The following is an 18,113-nucleotide window of genomic DNA, read 5'->3' as shown; positions in this document are numbered from 1 at the left end:
TCAGTTCTCCAACGCCAATTTCAACTCAGAGGCCAACTGAGCCACTTGTTCTAGAGTGTGATTCGCCGTTAAGGTTATTCTCAATCTCGCACTGCCGACAGGAACGGTCGGCGGCCTTATCGCGGTTAGCCAGAAGCCCTTCTCTCTAAGTCGCGTTGCCAGCGACAATGCTCTCTCAGTAGATCCAACTAATAACGGCTTGATCGGTGTTTGAGTATCGACATAGCCTGGTAGTTGTCCACACAGATCGTGATAACACGCTTGCAGCTGTTGGAGTTTATCGCGACGCCATTGCTGGCTATCAATCATATCGATGGCATGAGTCAGGGTGTATGCGAGGCTAGGAGGGATCGCCGTGGAATAAACATGATGACGAGCAAATTGAGTGAGGTAGTCCCCCGTTGGCTCATCACACAGTATCGCCGCCCCTGATAAACCAAAGGCTTTACCAAATGTCACTACCAATAACTGGGGTTTGATTTTCGCCTGATCACAACTGCCACGACCCTGTTGACCTAACACACCAATACCGTGGGCATCATCCACCGCCAACCACGCTTTATCACCAGTGATGTCCGCCATCGCTCGCAAAGGTGCGAGGTCGCCATCCATACTAAAGACGCCTTCAGTCATGACTAACGAATGATCTTCGATAATATGCTGTAGATGAGTGAGGTTATTGTGCTTAAAGCGTTTCATTGTCGCTTCTGACAACATACCCGCTTCCATTAATGAGGCGTGATTGAGTTTATCTTGCAGCAATAAATCGCCTTTTTGCAGCAAAGCAAAAATCAACGCTTGGTTGGCAGAAAATCCCGAACTAAATAAAATCGCGCGCGAGTAACCCAACCATTGGCATAAACGCTGCTCTAGTGCTTGATGAGCATGACTAAACCCAGTAACCAGTGGAGAAGCACCGCTGCCATTACCAAACCGATCAATGCCTTTTTTCCAGACTCCTGCCAGCTCTACATCACTCGCTAGCCCCAAATAATCATTACTGGAAAAGTTAATATAACTCTGATCATCTTGGTATAATTTGGCGGTATTGGCGCACTCCAAACGCGTCAGTTGTCGCTGAAGTCCATGCTTTTGCCGTTCAGCAAGAGCTTGGCTTATGCGCTGATCAAACGTTAGCTTCATAAAAAAGATCATCCGCCGAAGGTCTTGCTGCTACCCGTTCCACAACGCGATCAAGCAATTCGTTTTCTTCGATCTCATCAGGACGTTGCGACACTTGCTGACTATTGATTCCCAGCTTGTTAAATAGCTGCATATCTTTGTCTTCAGACGGGTTTGGTGTAGTCAGGAGTTTGCAACCATAGAAAACCGAATTCGCGCCCGCCATAAAGCATAAGGTTTGCATCTGCTCATTCATGTTTTCACGCCCTGCAGATAGGCGAACTGCTGACTGCGGCATCATAATTCGGGCAATCGCAATAAGGCGGATAAAGTCGAACGGTTCAACATCATCAACAGTTTCTAGTGGCGTGCCTTTTACCTTAACCAACATATTAATCGGTACACTTTCAGGGTGAGTGGGTAAGTTTGCTAACTCAACCAAAAGACCGGCACGATCACTGGCACTTTCTCCCATGCCGATAATGCCACCGGAGCAGATTTTCATTCCCGCATCACGCACGTGAGATAAGGTATCAAGACGATCTTGGTAAGTACGCGTAGTAATAATATTGCCGTAAAACTCTGGCGAGGTATCAAGATTGTGGTTGTAGTAATCAAGGCCGGCCCCAGCGAGTTTTTCCGCCTGATCTGGCGTGAGCATGCCCAAGGTCATACACGTTTCTAAACCCATGCCCTTCACACCTTTGATCATTTCCGTTAGATGGGGCATATCGCGCTCTTTCGGATTTTTCCACGCTGCACCCATGCAAAAACGAGTGGAACCTGCACTTTTGGCTTTTTGCGCCGCATCTAGAACGCGTTCAACTTCCATCAAACGTTCTTTTTCAACATCAGTCGTATAACGAGCACTCTGTGGGCAATATTTGCAATCTTCTGGACAAGCGCCCGTTTTAATTGAGAGCAACGTACTGACCTGTACATAATTATGTTGCTGAAATTGACGATGAACCAATTGTGCTTCAAACAACAGATCCATGAACGGCTTTTCCATTAGCTGCTGCACTTCTGCAACAGTCCAGTTATGACGAACTTCCACGTGTTTTCCTTTTTATATCCCTGCTAGTTCATGATGAAACTAGAGTGCTCACTTGAATTTTGCTCTTGGCTAGTCTAACCACAGACGTTAGACTGTCAACACAAATGAAAAATCAAAGTTTACAACTGATTATTTATCGCACAAACAAATCATGGAAGTACTTATGGACTTAGCGTTTGATCGTAGTCATATCTGGCATCCCTACACCTCAACCCTGACACCTCTGACCTGCTATCCTGTCAGTCGCGCCCATGGCGTGTATCTACAATTAGAAGATGGTCGTGAGTTAATCGATGGTATGTCCTCTTGGTGGTCAACCATCCATGGTTACAATCATCCGCATCTTAACCAAGCTGCTCATCATCAAATCGATCAGATGTCCCATGTCATGTTTGGTGGCATTACTCATCAACCAGCAATCGATTTATGTAAGCAGTTGGTCGCAATGACAGCCGAGCCTCTCCAGCATGTTTTTCTCGCCGACTCAGGTTCAGTGGCTGTCGAAGTTAGCCTAAAAATGGCATTGCAATATTGGCAAGCAAAAGGCGAATCGCGCAGCCAATTTCTTACCCTGCGTGATGGTTATCATGGCGATACCTTCGCGGCGATGTCTGTCACCGATCCTGATAATTCAATGCACTCGCTCTACAAAGGCTTTCTGCCTCAACATATCTTTGCTCAATCGCCAAAAACCGGTTTTTGGCAACAATGGGATGAGAGTGATCTCGATGACTTTAAAGCCAAACTTACCCTGCACCACCGCGATATTGCAGCGGTGATCTTAGAGCCAATCGTGCAAGGTGCTGGCGGGATGCGTATTTATCACCCAAAATTTTTACAGGGTGTACGCCGTTTATGTGATGAATTTGGCGTGTTGCTGATCTTAGATGAAATCGCGACAGGATTTGGCCGCACAGGCAAGTTGTTTGCGTATGAACATGCGCAAATCGAACCCGATATACTCTGTTTAGGCAAAGCACTCACCGGCGGTTACATGACACTTTCTGCCACGCTGACCACCTCGCATGTTGCCAATACGGTTTGCGGTGGGAAAGCAGGTTGCTTTATGCATGGGCCTACCTTTATGGGCAATCCCCTCGCCTGTGCAGTTGCCAACGCCAGCATGGAGATTCTTGCGCAAGGAGAATGGCAAGCACAAACGCAAGCGATTGAAACCCAATTTGCACAGCAACTGCCGCTTTTAGCCGATCACCCTTTAGTTAAAGAGGTTCGCTGGCTCGGCGCGATTGGGGTTGTCGAAGCCACCAGCGCGGTGAATATGGAAACCATCCAAGCGCACTTTGTTGAGCAAGGGGTTTGGATTCGCCCGTTTGGTAAACTGATTTATATGATGCCGCCATTTATTAGTACGCCACAACAAATCGACACACTGATTGCAGCGATCCACAGTGCATTAAATCGCCCTGAGTGCTTTCAATCCCACTCGTAAACGAAAAAGGGTTGGCACTGTGCCAACCCTTTAAAATCTGTTTATCGAACTCAATTACTCTTGATCGATCATCCAACGACGGAACTCTTTACGTTCTTCTTTACTGGCTTTCAAATACCAAGCTTTTAGCTGTTCAACATTCTTCACTACAGCTTTAGGTGCTTGAGTAGTTGCTTTTGCAGTGCTATTCGCAGTGGCTACTGCCGATGTAGTCGCAACAGCTACTGGAGCCAATTCAGCCGCTGCTGGCGCATCCACAAGCTCACCATTATTAAAGTAAATACCACGTTGTTTGTTGTGCTCAGCAATCAAGTTTTCCATGCCCGCGTAAGGCATAAAACCCTTTTTACCTTCAAGAACTGTTTGTGTAAATTCAACCTCTTGGCCATTCACTTCGACACCCCAACCCGGTTTTGCTTTCGAAAACTCTTCAGTAGCAGCCATCTCACTGTAAAACTTAGGAAGCGTGATTTTGTAACCTTTATCTTGAGCATCAAAATTGATCACATAAGGTTTTGAAGTAAACACATTTCCTTTACCTAATTTGTCATCTAAACGGACAACAACCTGAGTAAATCCTTCACCAACCTCATTGATACCTATTTTTTGCTCAGCCGCTTGACCGTTGATATACAAAATAGAAACACCGCGACTTGCTGTAACCTCCGCAGCATGAAGAGGAAGTGCAAGTAACGTAACCGCAAGCGCAATAAAACCTTTAGCGTTCAAAGAAAGCTCCTTATAAATCTCTGTTTTATAATTTAAATTGAAAAAGCCACCCGAAGGTGGCTTTTAGTATAACTATGTTAGCGCATTCTTAGAATGATGCTTTAACACCTACAGCCATTGCTGTTGTGTTGTCACGGCCATCAGTTTTACCGTCGTTACCAGCAACTTCAGCGTAAACTGTAGTGTTAGGCGCTAGGTTGTAACCCGCGTTTAGGAACCAGCTGTTTACGTCTTCAGCATTTTGTTGTGCAGCTAGAGAGTAAGCAGTTGCGAATGTCCATTTGCCTAGGTAGTAGTCAGCACCAAACGTGTAAACGTCTGCATCTTCGCCTTCGCCATCAAGATCAGTAGCGTAGTAACCAAGACCTAGACGGATGCTTTCTAGACCAGCGTAATCAACTTCAAAACCGTAAGCGTGCTCGTCATGTTTACCAGCTTCTTTGTGGTCTAGGTTTGCGTAGAAAGCAGATAGGTCAAAATCAGCTACACGGTAACCGAAGCGAGAGTCGTAGTAGTTTACGTCTGTTGCTTCAACTACTGAAACACCAGTGTCGCCTAGTTTAAACACGTCTGGGTTACCCATCTTGTCTTGTACGAAGCCAAGAGTAGTGTAGAAAGAACCGTTGTCGTAATCGTAACGGATTGCTTCGTCATGACATGCGAAGTCACCAGACGCACCGTTGTACAGTTTGTTTACGTCAAACTGGTAATCGCTAGTGATGCCACCTAGGTCATCGACAGCAGTACATAGGCGACCAAACTTGATAGAACCGTAAGTTTGAGAGTAAAGCGCTACGTAGATGTCGCCGCTGCGAGTTACTTCTGCGTTGTTAGAATCAGAGCCGTCGTAACCCCAGAAAGCACCGAAAGTAAATTCTTCGTTTAGAGCGTAACGAGCATCAAAACCGAAATCTGCATCTTCAATTTGTTGCTTCATTGAGCTGTCAGAGAAAGAGTTTTGGTAAGTAACTTCGATATCACCAACTAGATCAACTGTTACGCCATCTTGGTTGTAAAGTTCGATCGCTTGTGCAGATGTTGCTGCAAAAAGTACTGAAAGAGCTACTAGAGTCTTTTTCATAATAATCCACTGCCTTTTCTTTAGAGAGGAAATCCGTATCCGGTTCCCTTTATGTTTGGTGGCGATTTGTGCTCTTTAATGGCTCAATATCACCGCTCTCAAATTTCGAAGCCTAGATTGCAAAAGATTATTCTGCGTGTCAAATCTTATAAAAACCAAATATAAAAAAACATAAAAACTATTAAAAACAGTAATTTACATAATTTACACTCCATTTTTCGATTAACTTCTAACCATTATGATGCTTTTATCACTAGATGAAGTACGTCGCAAAATCAGTGCATTAACCTTAATTTATGCGACAAAAATCACCAAGACAGGATTTTGTGCTATTTTTGATGTCATTTTGCTTGAGGATATTTTTCACATTTAGAATTAATTCTAAGTTCATGAAGGTTCAATCTTTTTTTGTGAAGGAGATCGAGATTTAGCTGAAAAGGATTCTATTTCGTGAACTACGTAACGCTTAGATAAGTGTGCTACACTCGCTTTCCGTGAGAAAGGCGCCCGTATGTCAAACAGTAAAATACAGCAATCAATTCGTAAAAGTTATCAAAACCTCCAAGCTCAACTGGATAACTTTGTCCCCCGTCGAGCACAGAACTACCTTGTTGCAGAAATTACCAAAACATTGTGCGGTGAGTACCATAAATCAAACCGTATGATTGTCGCTGAGGCAGGAACAGGGATCGGAAAATCACTCGCCTATCTGATGGCCACCATACCGGTTGCGGTACAAAGTAACCGCAAGGTAGTGATTTCGACTGCAACCGTGGCGCTGCAAGAACAGTTAATCGATAAAGACTTACCTCTATTTCGTCGTATCACCGACCGTGAGTTTTCATTCCAGCTTGCCAAAGGCCGACAACGCTATTGCTGCGCTGAAAAGCTCGCGACCGCCTGTGGCGCTGACGGCGGTCAACTCGCTATGTTTGAATCTAAGCCAAAGAAGAAAGATATCGAACTGCTTGAGCGCTTACATAAAGCATTCCAACAAGGCAAGTGGGATGGTGACCGTGACTCATGGCCAAAAACCATTGACGACGAGTTATGGCTGCATATCATCAGTGATAAGCATAGCTGCAACAACAGTATGCCCTCACATCGAGGCTGCCCTTTCCAAAAAGCCCGTTCAGAGCTCGACAAGGCCGACGTTATCATTGCCAATCACAGCTTAGTGATGGCGGATGCCGATCTTGGTGGTGGCGTAATCTTACCTGAACCTGAAAATACCATTTATGTGTTCGATGAAGCGCACCACCTGCCGCATGTCGCGCGAGATCACTCCTCGGCCGCCGCTAGCCTAAAAGGCGCAGCAACATGGTTGGAACGCCTTAACCAGTCGGTGACCAAGTTTGCCAACTTGGCGGATGAAAAGCGCGTAAGTCGCTTTCGTAATGAACTTCAAGATTCAATCCAACAACTGATCCCCTCATTAACACAGTTATCAGGCCGTTTCGATCCTGCCCACTTTGTTGATGGTCTCTACCGTTTTGAACACGGTGAATTGCCGAGTTGGTTAGAAGAAGAATCAAAGCAGCTAAAAATCCTGTCACATAAAGGCGCACAAGCCACCGCTAAAATTGCTGACCTGATTGCCGAACGTGTTAAAGAGGGTGAAATTGCTGCGCGTCTTGCTGAACCAGCGCTGGCTGAACTGGGTTTCTATATCCAACGTATGGATAACCTCGCCCAAGTTTGGCGCCTAATGGCAGAGCCACAGCGTGAAAAAGGCGCCCCACTGGCACGTTGGTTAGCCGTCAGCCCTGAGCGAGAAAGTGATTTTGTTGTGAATGTGTCACCGTTAGAAGTTGGCTGGCAGTTAGATCAGCAAATTTGGAGCCGCTGCTTAGGCGCTGTATTGGTGTCAGCGACAATGCGCGCACTCAACTCGTTTAGCTTCTTTTGTCGTCAAGCCGGTATCAGTGAGAAAAACGAGGATGGCACTCGCTTTCTGGCGCTCGCTTCACCGTTTGATTATCAGAATCAAGCGGAATTACACATACCAAAAATGAAGTATGAACCGCAAGCGAGTGAATTTACGGAATATCTTATTGATATTCTGCCTAACCTAATTGAAGACAAACAGGCCAACTTAGTTTTATTCTCTTCTTACTGGCAGATGAATCAGGTCGCGCAAGCACTTGAATCTCTATTTATAAAAAAAGGTTGGGCTTTACAAGTTCAGGGGAAAGAGTCGCGTACTGAAATTCTCAATAAACATAAAACCTTAGTGCAATGTCAAAAAACCAGCATATTGTTTGGGACTGGTAGCTTCTCCGAGGGGTTAGATCTTCCCGGCGAGTTATTAGAAAACTTGATAATCACTAAGATTCCGTTTGGCGTACCGACTTCACCCGTAGAACAAGCTCACGCAGAGTACATTGAGCAAAAAGGCGGTAATCCTTTTATGCAAATTACTGTACCTGACGCGAGCAAAAAGTTGATTCAATCGGTGGGACGTTTAATACGTAAAGAAAGAGATTGTGGCAAAGTGATTATTCTTGATCGGCGTATCGTGACTAAACGCTATGGTCAATCACTACTGGACTCATTACCTCCGTTCAAACGAATCATTGAATAAATTAAGTGGTACAAGCTAGCGACATACGATCTAGCCGATATAAAAATAGAACCACGGACAAAGAAGAAGACTAAATGGAAATGTTAGAGCCAACCATGTTGTTGGTATTAGCGCTTGTCGCATTTTTTGCTGGATTTATTGATGCTGTTGCTGGTGGGGGTGGCATGTTAACCGTGCCTGCCCTCCTTTCTCTCGGGTTACCGCCACATGTTGCGCTTGGCACCAACAAACTTGCGGCCAGTTTCGCCTCTTCTACTGCGGCCTTTACCTACTATAGAAAACGCTTATTCAATCCTCGTTGTTGGGGACGCTCTTTCGTTGCAACCTTTATTGGCGCGATTATTGGTACGCTGGTAGTGGACTCGATTAGCACCCAATGGCTTGAAAAAACGCTGCCTCTGATCATTTTAGCCGCTGCTATTTATACCATTTGGCATAAAACACCGAAAAATAGCAGTAATGAACCACCACCACCCTGCCCTACCTTTCATAAAAAACAGGTTGGCCAAGGCGTCATTCTCGGTTTTTATGATGGCGTGGCAGGGCCTGGAACCGGTGCTTTTTGGACCGTTAGTACCATGGCACTCTACCGCCTCAACATATTAGTGGCCTCAGGTGTTGCCAAGGCGATGAACTTCACGAGTAATTTCACCTCGCTGATCACTTTTGCTATCTTAGGCCATATTGATTGGGTACTCGGTTTAACAATGGGCGTATGCTTGATGGCAGGCGCTTTTGTTGGTGCGCACTCCGCCATCCGATTTGGCGCCAACTTTATTCGCCCGATCTTTGTTACTGTCGTCAGCATACTGGCGATAAAACTGGCTTATAACGCGTGGTTTGTGGCTGTATGAATCAACTAAAACAACTTGTCGCGACACTCGACCAACTCGCCATCCAAGCGGCACAGATCGATCGTCGACGTAATGAACACCATCAACCCCTGTTTGATGAAACCCTTTTTCACTGCAAAGCTCGTTTATTGGTTCCTTGTGTTAAAGAAACGCACTCAACGCTAGACACGATTATTCGCGAACAAGATAGCGGTCGACTGACCTCATTACGAGCCGAGTATTTAACCGAACGTTTATACGCTCAATTGGCGGCGCTGCAACGCGAAATCGCCACTCAGCCAATCCGTAAAAACGAGCCGAAGCACTATAGCCATTACCAAAAGCCGATCAATGTGCTCTATCAAGAACTTGCCCAACATCAAGACTGGGAAAGACGCCTGATGGAAATGGTTCGCGATAAACTTGCCGAACTCGAAAGTGCTCCCCCGTTTGCACAACAAACCGCTCAACAAGCGTTACTTTCTACTGAGCAGCGTCTAGAACGCTGTCGTGCTGCGAAGCTCAAACTAGAAAAACAAATTACCTACCGTGAGAGACATCAATAACTATGACGCAATCTGTAAGCTGCCTCGATAATGCGCCAGATGAGATTAAGCTGGCCGTCGATCTTATCTATCTATTAGAAAGCAACGAAGTGGATCCTCAAACCGCATTAGCCGCGCTTGAAATCGTCCAATCGGATCTTCAAGCCAAACTGGCCACCCAAGCATAACGGAAAGAGAGATGTTCACACTCAATATCAACATCGCCGAGTTTCTAGAAACTTATTGGCAAAAAAAACCGGTCGTGATCAAAAATGCGTTCAAAGATTTTGTTGACCCAATTTCCGCTGAAGAAATTGCCGGCCTCTCGCTAGAAGAGATGATCGATTCCCGTTTTGTCTCCAACAAAGATTCGCAATGGACAGCCCAACACGGCCCATTCGAGGAATCTTTCTTTGACGATTTACCAGAAACCCATTGCCAGTTGATCGTTCAGGCTTGCAACCATTGGCACAGTGAAACCGCACAACTGATCGAACCTTTTAAGCAGCTACCTCAATGGCTGTTTGATGATGTAATGGTTTGCTACTCCGCTCCTCACGGTGGTGTTGGCCCACACATCGATCAATATGATGTTTTCATCATTCAAGGCCAAGGCAAAAGAGAGTGGAGAGTTGGCGCTAAAGACATTGGTCAATACCAAGAAGTCATTCAAGGCGGTGCGCTGCGACAAATCGAAGGCTTTGATTCAATCATCGATGAAACTTTGCAACCGGGCGATATGCTCTATATCCCGCCGGGGTTCCCTCATGAAGGGACAACATTAGAAGCCAGTTTGAGTTATTCACTGGGCTACCGTTCACCGACGGAGCAAGAGCTATTGAGTCATTTTGCCGATCATCTGATCGCTCATGATATTGGCAACACTCACATGCATGATCCAGCGCTTCCTGCACAAACTCAGCATGGTCAAGTTGGTACGCAAAGCCTCAACGTGTTAAAGCAAATGCTGCGTAACGCTCTAGAAGATGATGAGGTCATTGATCGCTTTATTGCGACACAGCTAAGTCAATCTCGCCACCAAATGAATATCATTGAAGTCGAACCGGAATACAGCCTCGAAGAAATCGATCAACTATTGATGCAAAATACGGTTTGGGAAAAGGTAGCTGGATTAAAAACTCTCTATCTCAATGGAAATTCAGAGCAGTTATTCGTCAATGGTGAATGCTTCGATATCGATAGTAAAGATAAGCAAATTATCAGCTTACTGTGCGATCAAGAATCCTTCAGCAGTGACGACATTCCTCGCGAATTGCAACCTAAAACTCGTCATACCTTAATGACGCTGATTAATCTCGGCTATTGGTACGTAGCCTAACCATCGTATCCGAAAAGAAATGAGATAAGGAATCAAACATGAAAGTAGTTTCTTTTAATATTAATGGCTTGCGTGCAAGACTTCACCAACTCGAAGCGCTAATTGAAAAACATCAACCTGATGTCATTGGCCTACAAGAAATCAAAGTTCATGACGAAGCTTTCCCGCTAGAAGCTGTCGAAGCGATGGGTTACAAAGTTTACTATCACGGCCAAAAAGCCCACTACGGCGTCGCAATGTTATGTAAACAAGCACCAATTTCGGTACAAAAAGGTTTTCCAACCGATAACGATGAACATCAAAAACGCATGATCATGGCAACATTTGAAAATGCGGCGGGGGAAAAAGTGACGGTGCTAAATGGCTATTTCCCTCAAGGTGACAATATCAACCATGAAACCAAATACCCATACAAGCGCCAGTTTTATAAAGATCTGATGAACTACTTAAATGATCATCACAGCAGCGATGAACAAATTATCGTGATGGGTGATATTAATATCAGTCCACTCGATAGTGATATTGGTATTGGCGAAGTGAACCGTAAGCGTTGGCTAAAAACGGGTAAATGCTCATTCCAATTAGAAGAGCGTGAATGGTTAAAAGATCTACTTGATTGGGGATTCATTGACACCTTCCGCCAAATTCATCCTGACGTGACCGATAAATATTCGTGGTTTGACTACCGCTCTCGTGGCTTTGATGATAATCGCGGTCTACGTATTGACGTTATTCTTGCAACAAAATCATTAGCTGAACGTTGTATTGAGTCCGATATTGATTACCCTCTGCGTGGTATCGATAAGCCATCCGATCACGCACCAATTTGGTCAACGTTTAAATAAAAACAATACCAACAAGGTATTGCTGCATAATTAAAGGGTTTCTTAAAAATAGGAAACCCTTCATATCCACCTGATTTTAAAACATAAATTTTTACCGAATATTATTCAAAGCTAATATTCGCCATTTGTCTTCCTCGCTCTATTGATTATTACAATGTTAGGATTGCGTTAATTTTTCGCGATGTAGCATTGGTTGATATGGAAATCAAAAAGAAAGATTGGGAACAACTTACCCCATTTAACAAAAAGGTATTCTATACCCTTATTATGGCGGGGTTTGTTCTTAACGCTCTTATTTTGGTTGTTCCGATTTACAGCCTACAAGTTTTTGATCGCGTACTCACTAGCCAAAGTCTCGATACCTTATTTTTAATCAGTATGATTGTTTTGTTTTTACTGATTATCCAATCTATCTTAGACATTTTAAAAAATCGTTATCTACACCAAAAATCAGCCAAGTTAGATGCGTTGATTTCCAGCTTTTTCTATCAAAGACTGACGATAAGTAACGGTAAAAATAGCGCCAGTTTGCAAGATGTGCGCGAGATAAAATCCTTCATGACCTCTCCGGCATTTTTGCTCGCCTTTGATATGATTTGGGCACCATTATTTCTCCTGGTGATGTTTCTTCTCCATCCTGTCGTGGGGTTTGTCGGTCTAAGCGCCGTTTTACTTGTGGGTGGTTTTTCTCTCTATATTTATAGAAGTAAAACGCAGCAACATGCAGACTCACAAGTTGCAACGTCTGCGTGTCGTTTTGCGAGCGAACAAGCCACCACCCAGCGTGACAATATACAAGCTCAATACCTAGCCGATGGCCTCAATCAGCAATTTCAACACATGACAGCAGAAAGAGTCTGGTTTGATCAACAGCTTGGCTTGACCTCAACAACATTGGCTTCTATCGCCAAATGTCTACGTTTCACTTTGCAGATGGCCATAATGGCTGTTGGTGCTTGGCTGGTTATTGAAAACACCATGTCCGCTGGTGGCATTATTGCAGGTTCCATTCTTATGTCTCGTGTGCTGCAACCTTTTGAGCAACTGGCCAGTACTCTGCAAGCATGGCAACATGCCAATGCCGCCAATCAACGCATTTGCGCCTACTTTGCCAATCTACCTCAAAGCAATAACACCACCCAGTTTAGCGACATTAATGGTTCACTCCATATTGACAATGTTTCTTGGTATCCACCAAAAGCAAAGCTACCACTACTCAAAAATATTCGCCTTAAGTTGGAGCCCGGCAACCGTGTCATGATTATGGGTGCCAATGGCTCGGGAAAAACCGCTTTATGTCAGCTATTGGTCGGCTTATCACAACCCAGCTCAGGCTCTGTGAGAATCGATACTGCGAGCTTACCGCAGTGGGATGCCAATCAACTAAAAGGGGTCATTGGTTACGTACCACAAAAATTTGATTTTTTGCCGGGAACGATCAAACAAAATATCGCCCATTTTGATCAGAACATAAATGATAGTGACGTTATCAGTGCTGCCAAAGCCATCGGCATCCATCAGGATATTGTCCGCCTTGAGCATGGCTATAATACGCCGTTGGGCCCCACTGCTCTGCCTATTTCAATGGGACTTGCGCAAGCAATCGCCATTGCCCGCGCCCTCTACTATCGCCCTAAGCTGCTTATTTTCGACGAAGCAAATGCCCACCTCGACGACATCAGGCTCGGTGCTTTCAAGCAGCTGCTCCTACAACAAAAACAGCAAGGTAGCGCTGTGGTGATGATTTCTCATCAACGCGAGCTGATTGCGTGTGTCGATTGGGTGGTAACACTAGAGCAAGGTGAAATTACAACGGCGAAAAAGGCGGAACAAATCACTGCCGAACAAGAAAACAAAGTGCGCGAAATAAAACAGGCGGTATCCCATGGCTGATCCTATGTTTCACCAAATAAAAAGTGAAGGTATCGAGTATCAAGATTCACGCAGTTTGAGTTTTGATCCCAGTACCACCAGCAAAATAACGCTTGGTGTTGTTCTATTAATGTTGTTCGGCTTTATGCTCTGGGCAACCTTTGCCAAGCTGAGTAGCGCCGCGATCGCTCCAGGCGTCATCATTGTTGAGTCAAAACGTAAGCCGATCCAACACCTAGAAGGGGGAATCGTTAAAACCATTCATATCGCCGATGGTCAAGCGGTTGAACGAGGCGATCTATTGATCACCCTTGATGCGTCACAAGCACACGCTCAACTTTATGGTTTACGTGCACAATGGCAAAGTGATCTTGCGCGACTAAATCGATTACAGTCCGAACTCAGTGACCAAAAACGCATTCAATTTGATCCTCGCTTAATTGAACTTAAAGACGATCCTCGCGTGCAAACCATACTCGACACACAAGCGAAGTTATTCGATAAACGCCGCTCATTACGCCGTGGTGAGGATAAAATCCTCAACGAAAAAATTGCTCAAGCAAATCTCGATCTTGATGGGCTGCGTAAACGCTATCAAGCCGATGAACAAGGTTTGGTTTACTTAACTGAGCAGTTAGAAATGCACGAAACTCTGCTTGAGACAGGTAATACATCCAAATCTCGTTTGCTCGATTTAAAACGAGAATACAGCGATTTAAGCGGCAACCTAGCGGAATTAGATATCAAGATTAATCGCGCTCAACGTGGTGTTTCAGAGGCACAATTGCAAGACACCAATGCCGACTTCGATTATGCCAAGCAAATTGGTGAAGAGATTCAACAACTCGAGCGTTCAATCAACGAAACCAATCAAGCCATGATGAATGCCCAACAAGTTCTGAAGCGAATTGAAATTCGTGCGCCTCAGTCAGGCGTCGTGGTTGGCCTCTCTGTATTTGCTCAGCAATCGGTCATCTCGCCTGGGGAAAAAATCATGGAAATTGTTCCTCAGCAAGATCAACTGATTGTAGAGGCTTTGTTGAAACCAGAAGATATCGATGTGGTTTACCTTGGACTGGATACCCAAGTTCGACTCTCCGCGTACAACTTTCGCCGCACCCCGCCAGTAAGGGGAAAACTGGTCCACATTTCTGCTGACCGAATCACCGATCAAGCATCTGGATCTTCAGCTTACCTTGCCCAAATCGCGCTAAATCAAGACGATTTAGCCGTACTGCAAGACGTGACGTTATACCCAGGTATGCCCGCTGAAGTAATGATACTACTCAATGAAAAAACACCGCTTGATTACTTACTTAGTCCATTATCGGTCAGTGCGTATAAAGCGATGCGAGAAATTTAGTTAAGGGAAATGAGCGGGATATCTCCCTTTGTTTTACTAGTGCCAATCTACATCACTACAAAGCAGATTAGTACAGCGATATCCCAAACAACATAACAACGAGAAAAGCCAAACCTATCGCGAGGTAGGGACGGAAAGCTGCAGGTCTCATTCCATTGAGATGGCTGAGCCGCCTCACATTAATCATCCGATTGATAGAGGAAATTTTCATGACAGTTAAGCACCAACAATCCGATAACAGCGAAAGCCGCTTAGCAGCCCTAGATGTTGCACCCGATGCTCTAGAATTACCTGAAGATCAGGTTGTTATTGATGTCGACGGCATTAACAACATCACAACCCAAGATGGTAATGACATCATTCTTGGCCTTGATGGCCATGATGATATTCAAGCCAACGGGGGTGACGACATTATCGATGGTGGTAGCCAAGGTGACTTCATTCAAGCCGGTTCCGGTGATGACTTTGTTAATGGCGGCAGTGGTTATGATCACGTGGTAGGAGAAAATGGTAATGATGTTTTACTGGGTGATGACTTCTCGCAGCATCTGATTCTCGATCCTGTAAGCGGTGAACTGACTGTCGATTTTAGCCATGCGACAACGGCCGATATGGGCCAAGCAAAGGTATTCAACCCAGATGGCACCGAAGCTGTACTGTTTGAATCTAATGGCCGATTTGGCGTTATTGGTAATGATGAAAGTGGCGTTGCCGGCCAGATTGGCTACAGCTTTGAAGATGAAGGGCAAAAAGGCGACCGCACAGGCGCATCAGAAGTGCTTTCAATTTCTGTGGATGAGCACTCCTATGCGGCTCAAGTTTCTATCGACAAGCTCTTCAAAGATGAAGGGAAATCTGAAGGGTCTAAAGTTCGTGATATCGATGAAGTAGGTGTTTGGACGGTATTAAGAGACGGTATTGTTATCGAACGTGGTTATTTCACGGCTGGTGAGTTTGATCAAGCCACCCTTGATGCCTACGGCCTAGACCCTGCAACGGATAACCTTAAAGTGCTTAGCGATGGCAATGGCCGATCAAACGGTATCTTCACCATTGAACCAGAAGATACTGGTTTTGTTGCTTTTGATGAAATTCAATTTTCAGCCGCTATTGGTCACTTTGATAAAAGTGGTTATGGCTACTTAGATTCCAGTGACTTCTTTGTCCGTGAAGTTAAAACGGTCGCATTAGAGAGTGACCCAAGCGACATCACTTTTGATGATCTCTATGGCGGTAATGATGATGACGTGCTACTTGGCGGTGACGGTGCTGATTGGTTATTTGGTGATGATAGTCATAACTTTGAAGGCACGCCAAGTATCGATTTGTCCGCCGCAAGAGCAAGTAACCCTGTTTCAGGTACTGGGGTAGTTAGCCAAGGTCAAGATGGGGGTGTCGGCGTAGAAGGCAATCAAGAGTCCGGCGTTGCCGATCAGCTTGGTCACACTTTCGACCCTGATACTCTACAAGGTGAATCTGAAACCCTCACTTACAACCTTGGTGAAGATCAGTATGCCGCTCGCGTGCAAATTGATCGTCTGTTCGCAGATGAAGCGCTTAATGGAGCCAATGAAGTAGGTGCATGGACGGTATTTAATGACGGGAAGATTGTCGCTTCTGGCTACTTCACTTCCAAAGATATTGATCCTGCGACCCTTGAGACCTTTGGCATAGACCTAAGCGACAATATCAAGGTACTGGCAAATAATTCAGATTCAAACGATGACGGTTTCTTTGATATCACCCTACAAGACACCAACGGTCAGAGTTTCGACCAAATTCAGTTTTCCGCTGCTGATGGCGTGTTTGATAAAACGGGTAGCCAATATTGGGACTCGAGCGATTACTTTATTAAAAGTATCACCGTACTCGATAGTGATTCACTTGAAGGAAGCAACCCAGAAGGCAATGACTGGCTTGATGGTGGTGCAGGTAATGACCTTTTAGAAGGCGGTTATGGCCAGGATGTGCTTATTGGCGGCACAGGAGACGATATTCTCATTGGTGATTACACCCAAGCCACCACGATTACGGCAGGCACTGATGAAACCCTCGGTGAGGCTATTGCACTTAACCCTGATGGCAGCATCAGCGATTTAGCCGAAAACAATAATGGTTTTGGTGTTGAAGGCAATAGTGAAAGCGGTGTTTCAAGCCAAATTGGCTTTAGTTTTATTGATGACGGCGCTGGTGATATCAGTGGCGAATCAGAAACACTCTGCATTGCGGTTGATGACAATACAGCCGCAGCCAATCTATCCGTCGATAAACTCTTTGCCGATGAAGCATTTAATGGTGCGAACGAAGTTGGCGTATGGACTGTCTTCGATCAAGGCGTTGAAGTGGCCACGGGTTACTTTACGGTCGGTGAAATGGACGATGCATCACTAGCGACTTACGGTATCGATCCTACCGCAGACAACATTAAAGTGCTTGAGCAAGGCGATGACTGCTGCCATGGTGAATTCACCATCTCACCATCCGATACGGCAAACACCACTTTCGATGAAATCCAGCTCTCAGCGGCTAAAGGCACCTTTGATAAAAGTGGCTTTGGTGCAACCGATGCCAGTGACTACTACTTGTCGTCCATCACCACCTATCAAATGGATGACTTACTGGTGGGCGGCGAAGGTAATGATCTTATCGCTGGCGGTCAAGGTTTTGATGTTATCGATGCCGGTGAAGGTAACGATTTGATTCACGACAATGGCAACGATTATATCGATGGCGGTGATGGCTTTGATGTGGTCACAACTCAAAAGGTCGGTTATTTCTATTCAGAAACTAATGTTGCAGAGAGTGTGAAACATGCGGTGGATTTTGAAGTAACGCAAAGCTCAAAACTACAAAACATCGAAGCGGTCATCGGCACGGATCAACAAGATACTTTATTGCTTGATCTCAACGTCGTCAATGAGTCAACACAATCTCTGACAGGCCAGTCATCGGATGTTTTCTTTGCTTCAAACATAGAGCAACTGACACTGGCTAATGATGACTTCCAGCTCGCAGCCGTCAATGAGGCACATGTTGCCGATCTCGATAGCGCATTGCAGTCTCATCTTGAACAATTGGGGGTTGATGGTGCGATCTACAGTTACACCTTTGCCAACGGCAGTGATACCGTTTCTGTTTATAGTGATGTCGAGTGGGACTACCTTGAGCCAGAAATCGGCGTATAAATAGTCATTGATGAATGACTATGGTCGATAACGAAAAACCGTTCGTTATCGACTCTCTTCGCAAGTCTTGGCGACAGAGAAAGACCTTAATGCGCGATATTAAAACGC

14 protein-coding genes and 1 riboswitch are annotated in these 18,113 nt (G+C 45.1%); of the genes, 10 read left to right on the top strand and 4 right to left on the bottom strand.

The features are described 5' to 3' along the window. Both bioF and bioB read right to left on the bottom strand, forming a co-directional pair. Positions 1–1,143 carry an 8-amino-7-oxononanoate synthase gene (gene bioF / locus RH86_RS02745; protein ID WP_009384851.1) on the bottom strand — a complete coding sequence of 381 codons (1,143 nt, stop codon included), beginning with the start codon at positions 1,141–1,143 and terminating at the stop codon, positions 1–3. Next, positions 1,127–2,179 carry a biotin synthase BioB gene (gene bioB, locus RH86_RS02740; protein ID WP_009384849.1) on the bottom strand — a complete coding sequence of 351 codons (1,053 nt, stop codon included), beginning with the start codon at positions 2,177–2,179 and terminating at the stop codon, positions 1,127–1,129. Before bioB ends, bioF begins: the two co-directional genes overlap by 17 nt. 163 nt (positions 2,180–2,342) lie before the next feature. Between bioB and bioA the strand changes: the two genes are divergently transcribed. Continuing rightward, positions 2,343–3,629 carry an adenosylmethionine--8-amino-7-oxononanoate transaminase gene (gene bioA, locus RH86_RS02735; protein WP_009384848.1) on the top strand — a complete coding sequence of 429 codons (1,287 nt, stop codon included), beginning with the start codon at positions 2,343–2,345 and terminating at the stop codon, positions 3,627–3,629. A 54-nt stretch (positions 3,630–3,683) separates the two neighbouring features. Here bioA and RH86_RS02730 read toward each other — a convergent pair whose 3' ends face one another. Together RH86_RS02730 and RH86_RS02725 are read right to left on the bottom strand one after the other, a co-directional pair. Beyond that, on the bottom strand, positions 3,684–4,358 hold the full coding sequence (locus RH86_RS02730) for a DUF2057 domain-containing protein (protein WP_009384845.1): 675 nt from the start codon (positions 4,356–4,358) through the stop codon (positions 3,684–3,686). Positions 4,359–4,446: 88 nt separating this feature from the next. Further along, positions 4,447–5,439 (bottom strand): porin, encoded by a 993-nt coding sequence (locus RH86_RS02725; protein ID WP_009384843.1) that lies wholly within the window; start codon positions 5,437–5,439, stop codon positions 4,447–4,449. Between the two features lie 511 nt (positions 5,440–5,950). Here RH86_RS02725 and dinG point away from each other — a divergent pair. The 9 genes from dinG (at position 5,951) to RH86_RS20805 (ending at position 18,005) form a co-directional block, all read left to right on the top strand. After that, the gene (gene dinG / locus RH86_RS02720) at positions 5,951–8,023 is read left to right on the top strand and encodes an ATP-dependent DNA helicase DinG (protein WP_009384841.1); all 2,073 of its coding nucleotides are present in this window, start codon (positions 5,951–5,953) and stop codon (positions 8,021–8,023) included. A gap of 74 nt (positions 8,024–8,097) precedes the next feature. Continuing rightward, positions 8,098–8,877 carry a sulfite exporter TauE/SafE family protein gene (locus RH86_RS02715; RefSeq protein WP_005599537.1) on the top strand — a complete coding sequence of 260 codons (780 nt, stop codon included), beginning with the start codon at positions 8,098–8,100 and terminating at the stop codon, positions 8,875–8,877. Beyond that, positions 8,874–9,422 carry a primosomal replication protein gene (locus RH86_RS02710; protein WP_009384838.1) on the top strand — a complete coding sequence of 183 codons (549 nt, stop codon included), beginning with the start codon at positions 8,874–8,876 and terminating at the stop codon, positions 9,420–9,422. Before RH86_RS02715 ends, RH86_RS02710 begins: the two co-directional genes overlap by 4 nt. A 2-nt stretch (positions 9,423–9,424) precedes the next feature. Then, the gene (gene rsmS, locus RH86_RS02705; protein ID WP_009384836.1) at positions 9,425–9,589 is read left to right on the top strand and encodes a pleiotropic regulatory protein RsmS; all 165 of its coding nucleotides are present in this window, start codon (positions 9,425–9,427) and stop codon (positions 9,587–9,589) included. Positions 9,590–9,600: 11 nt separating this feature from the next. Next, the gene (locus RH86_RS02700; RefSeq protein ID WP_009384834.1) at positions 9,601–10,740 is read left to right on the top strand and encodes a cupin domain-containing protein; all 1,140 of its coding nucleotides are present in this window, start codon (positions 9,601–9,603) and stop codon (positions 10,738–10,740) included. A gap of 38 nt (positions 10,741–10,778) precedes the next feature. Further along, a complete protein-coding gene (xthA, locus tag RH86_RS02695) occupies positions 10,779–11,585 on the top strand; it encodes an exodeoxyribonuclease III (protein WP_005599531.1) in 807 nt (268 codons plus the stop codon). A 198-nt stretch (positions 11,586–11,783) separates the two neighbouring features. Then, positions 11,784–13,478, top strand: a complete 1,695-nt coding sequence (locus RH86_RS02690) for a type I secretion system permease/ATPase (protein WP_009384832.1) — start codon at positions 11,784–11,786, stop codon at positions 13,476–13,478. After that, positions 13,471–14,820, top strand: coding sequence for an HlyD family type I secretion periplasmic adaptor subunit (locus RH86_RS02685; protein WP_005599527.1), 1,350 nt, complete (start codon positions 13,471–13,473; stop codon positions 14,818–14,820). The genes RH86_RS02690 and RH86_RS02685 overlap by 8 nt, the downstream gene beginning before the upstream one ends. Positions 14,821–14,917: 97 nt before the next feature. Beyond that, a riboswitch (cyclic di-GMP riboswitch) is annotated at positions 14,918–14,997 on the top strand. 32 nt (positions 14,998–15,029) lie between these two features. Continuing rightward, positions 15,030–18,005: a hypothetical protein gene (locus tag RH86_RS20805; protein ID WP_009384829.1), complete on the top strand. Its 2,976-nt coding sequence runs from the start codon at positions 15,030–15,032 to the stop codon at positions 18,003–18,005. The last annotated feature ends 108 nt before the right edge of the window (positions 18,006–18,113 follow it).

The organism is Vibrio sp. N418 (genome assembly GCF_000222565.1).
Classification (GTDB): Bacteria; Pseudomonadota; Gammaproteobacteria; order Enterobacterales; family Vibrionaceae; genus Vibrio; species Vibrio scophthalmi.
The sequence above is the reverse complement of the archived record's forward strand: the minus strand, read 5'-3'. Positions and strand labels throughout refer to the sequence as shown.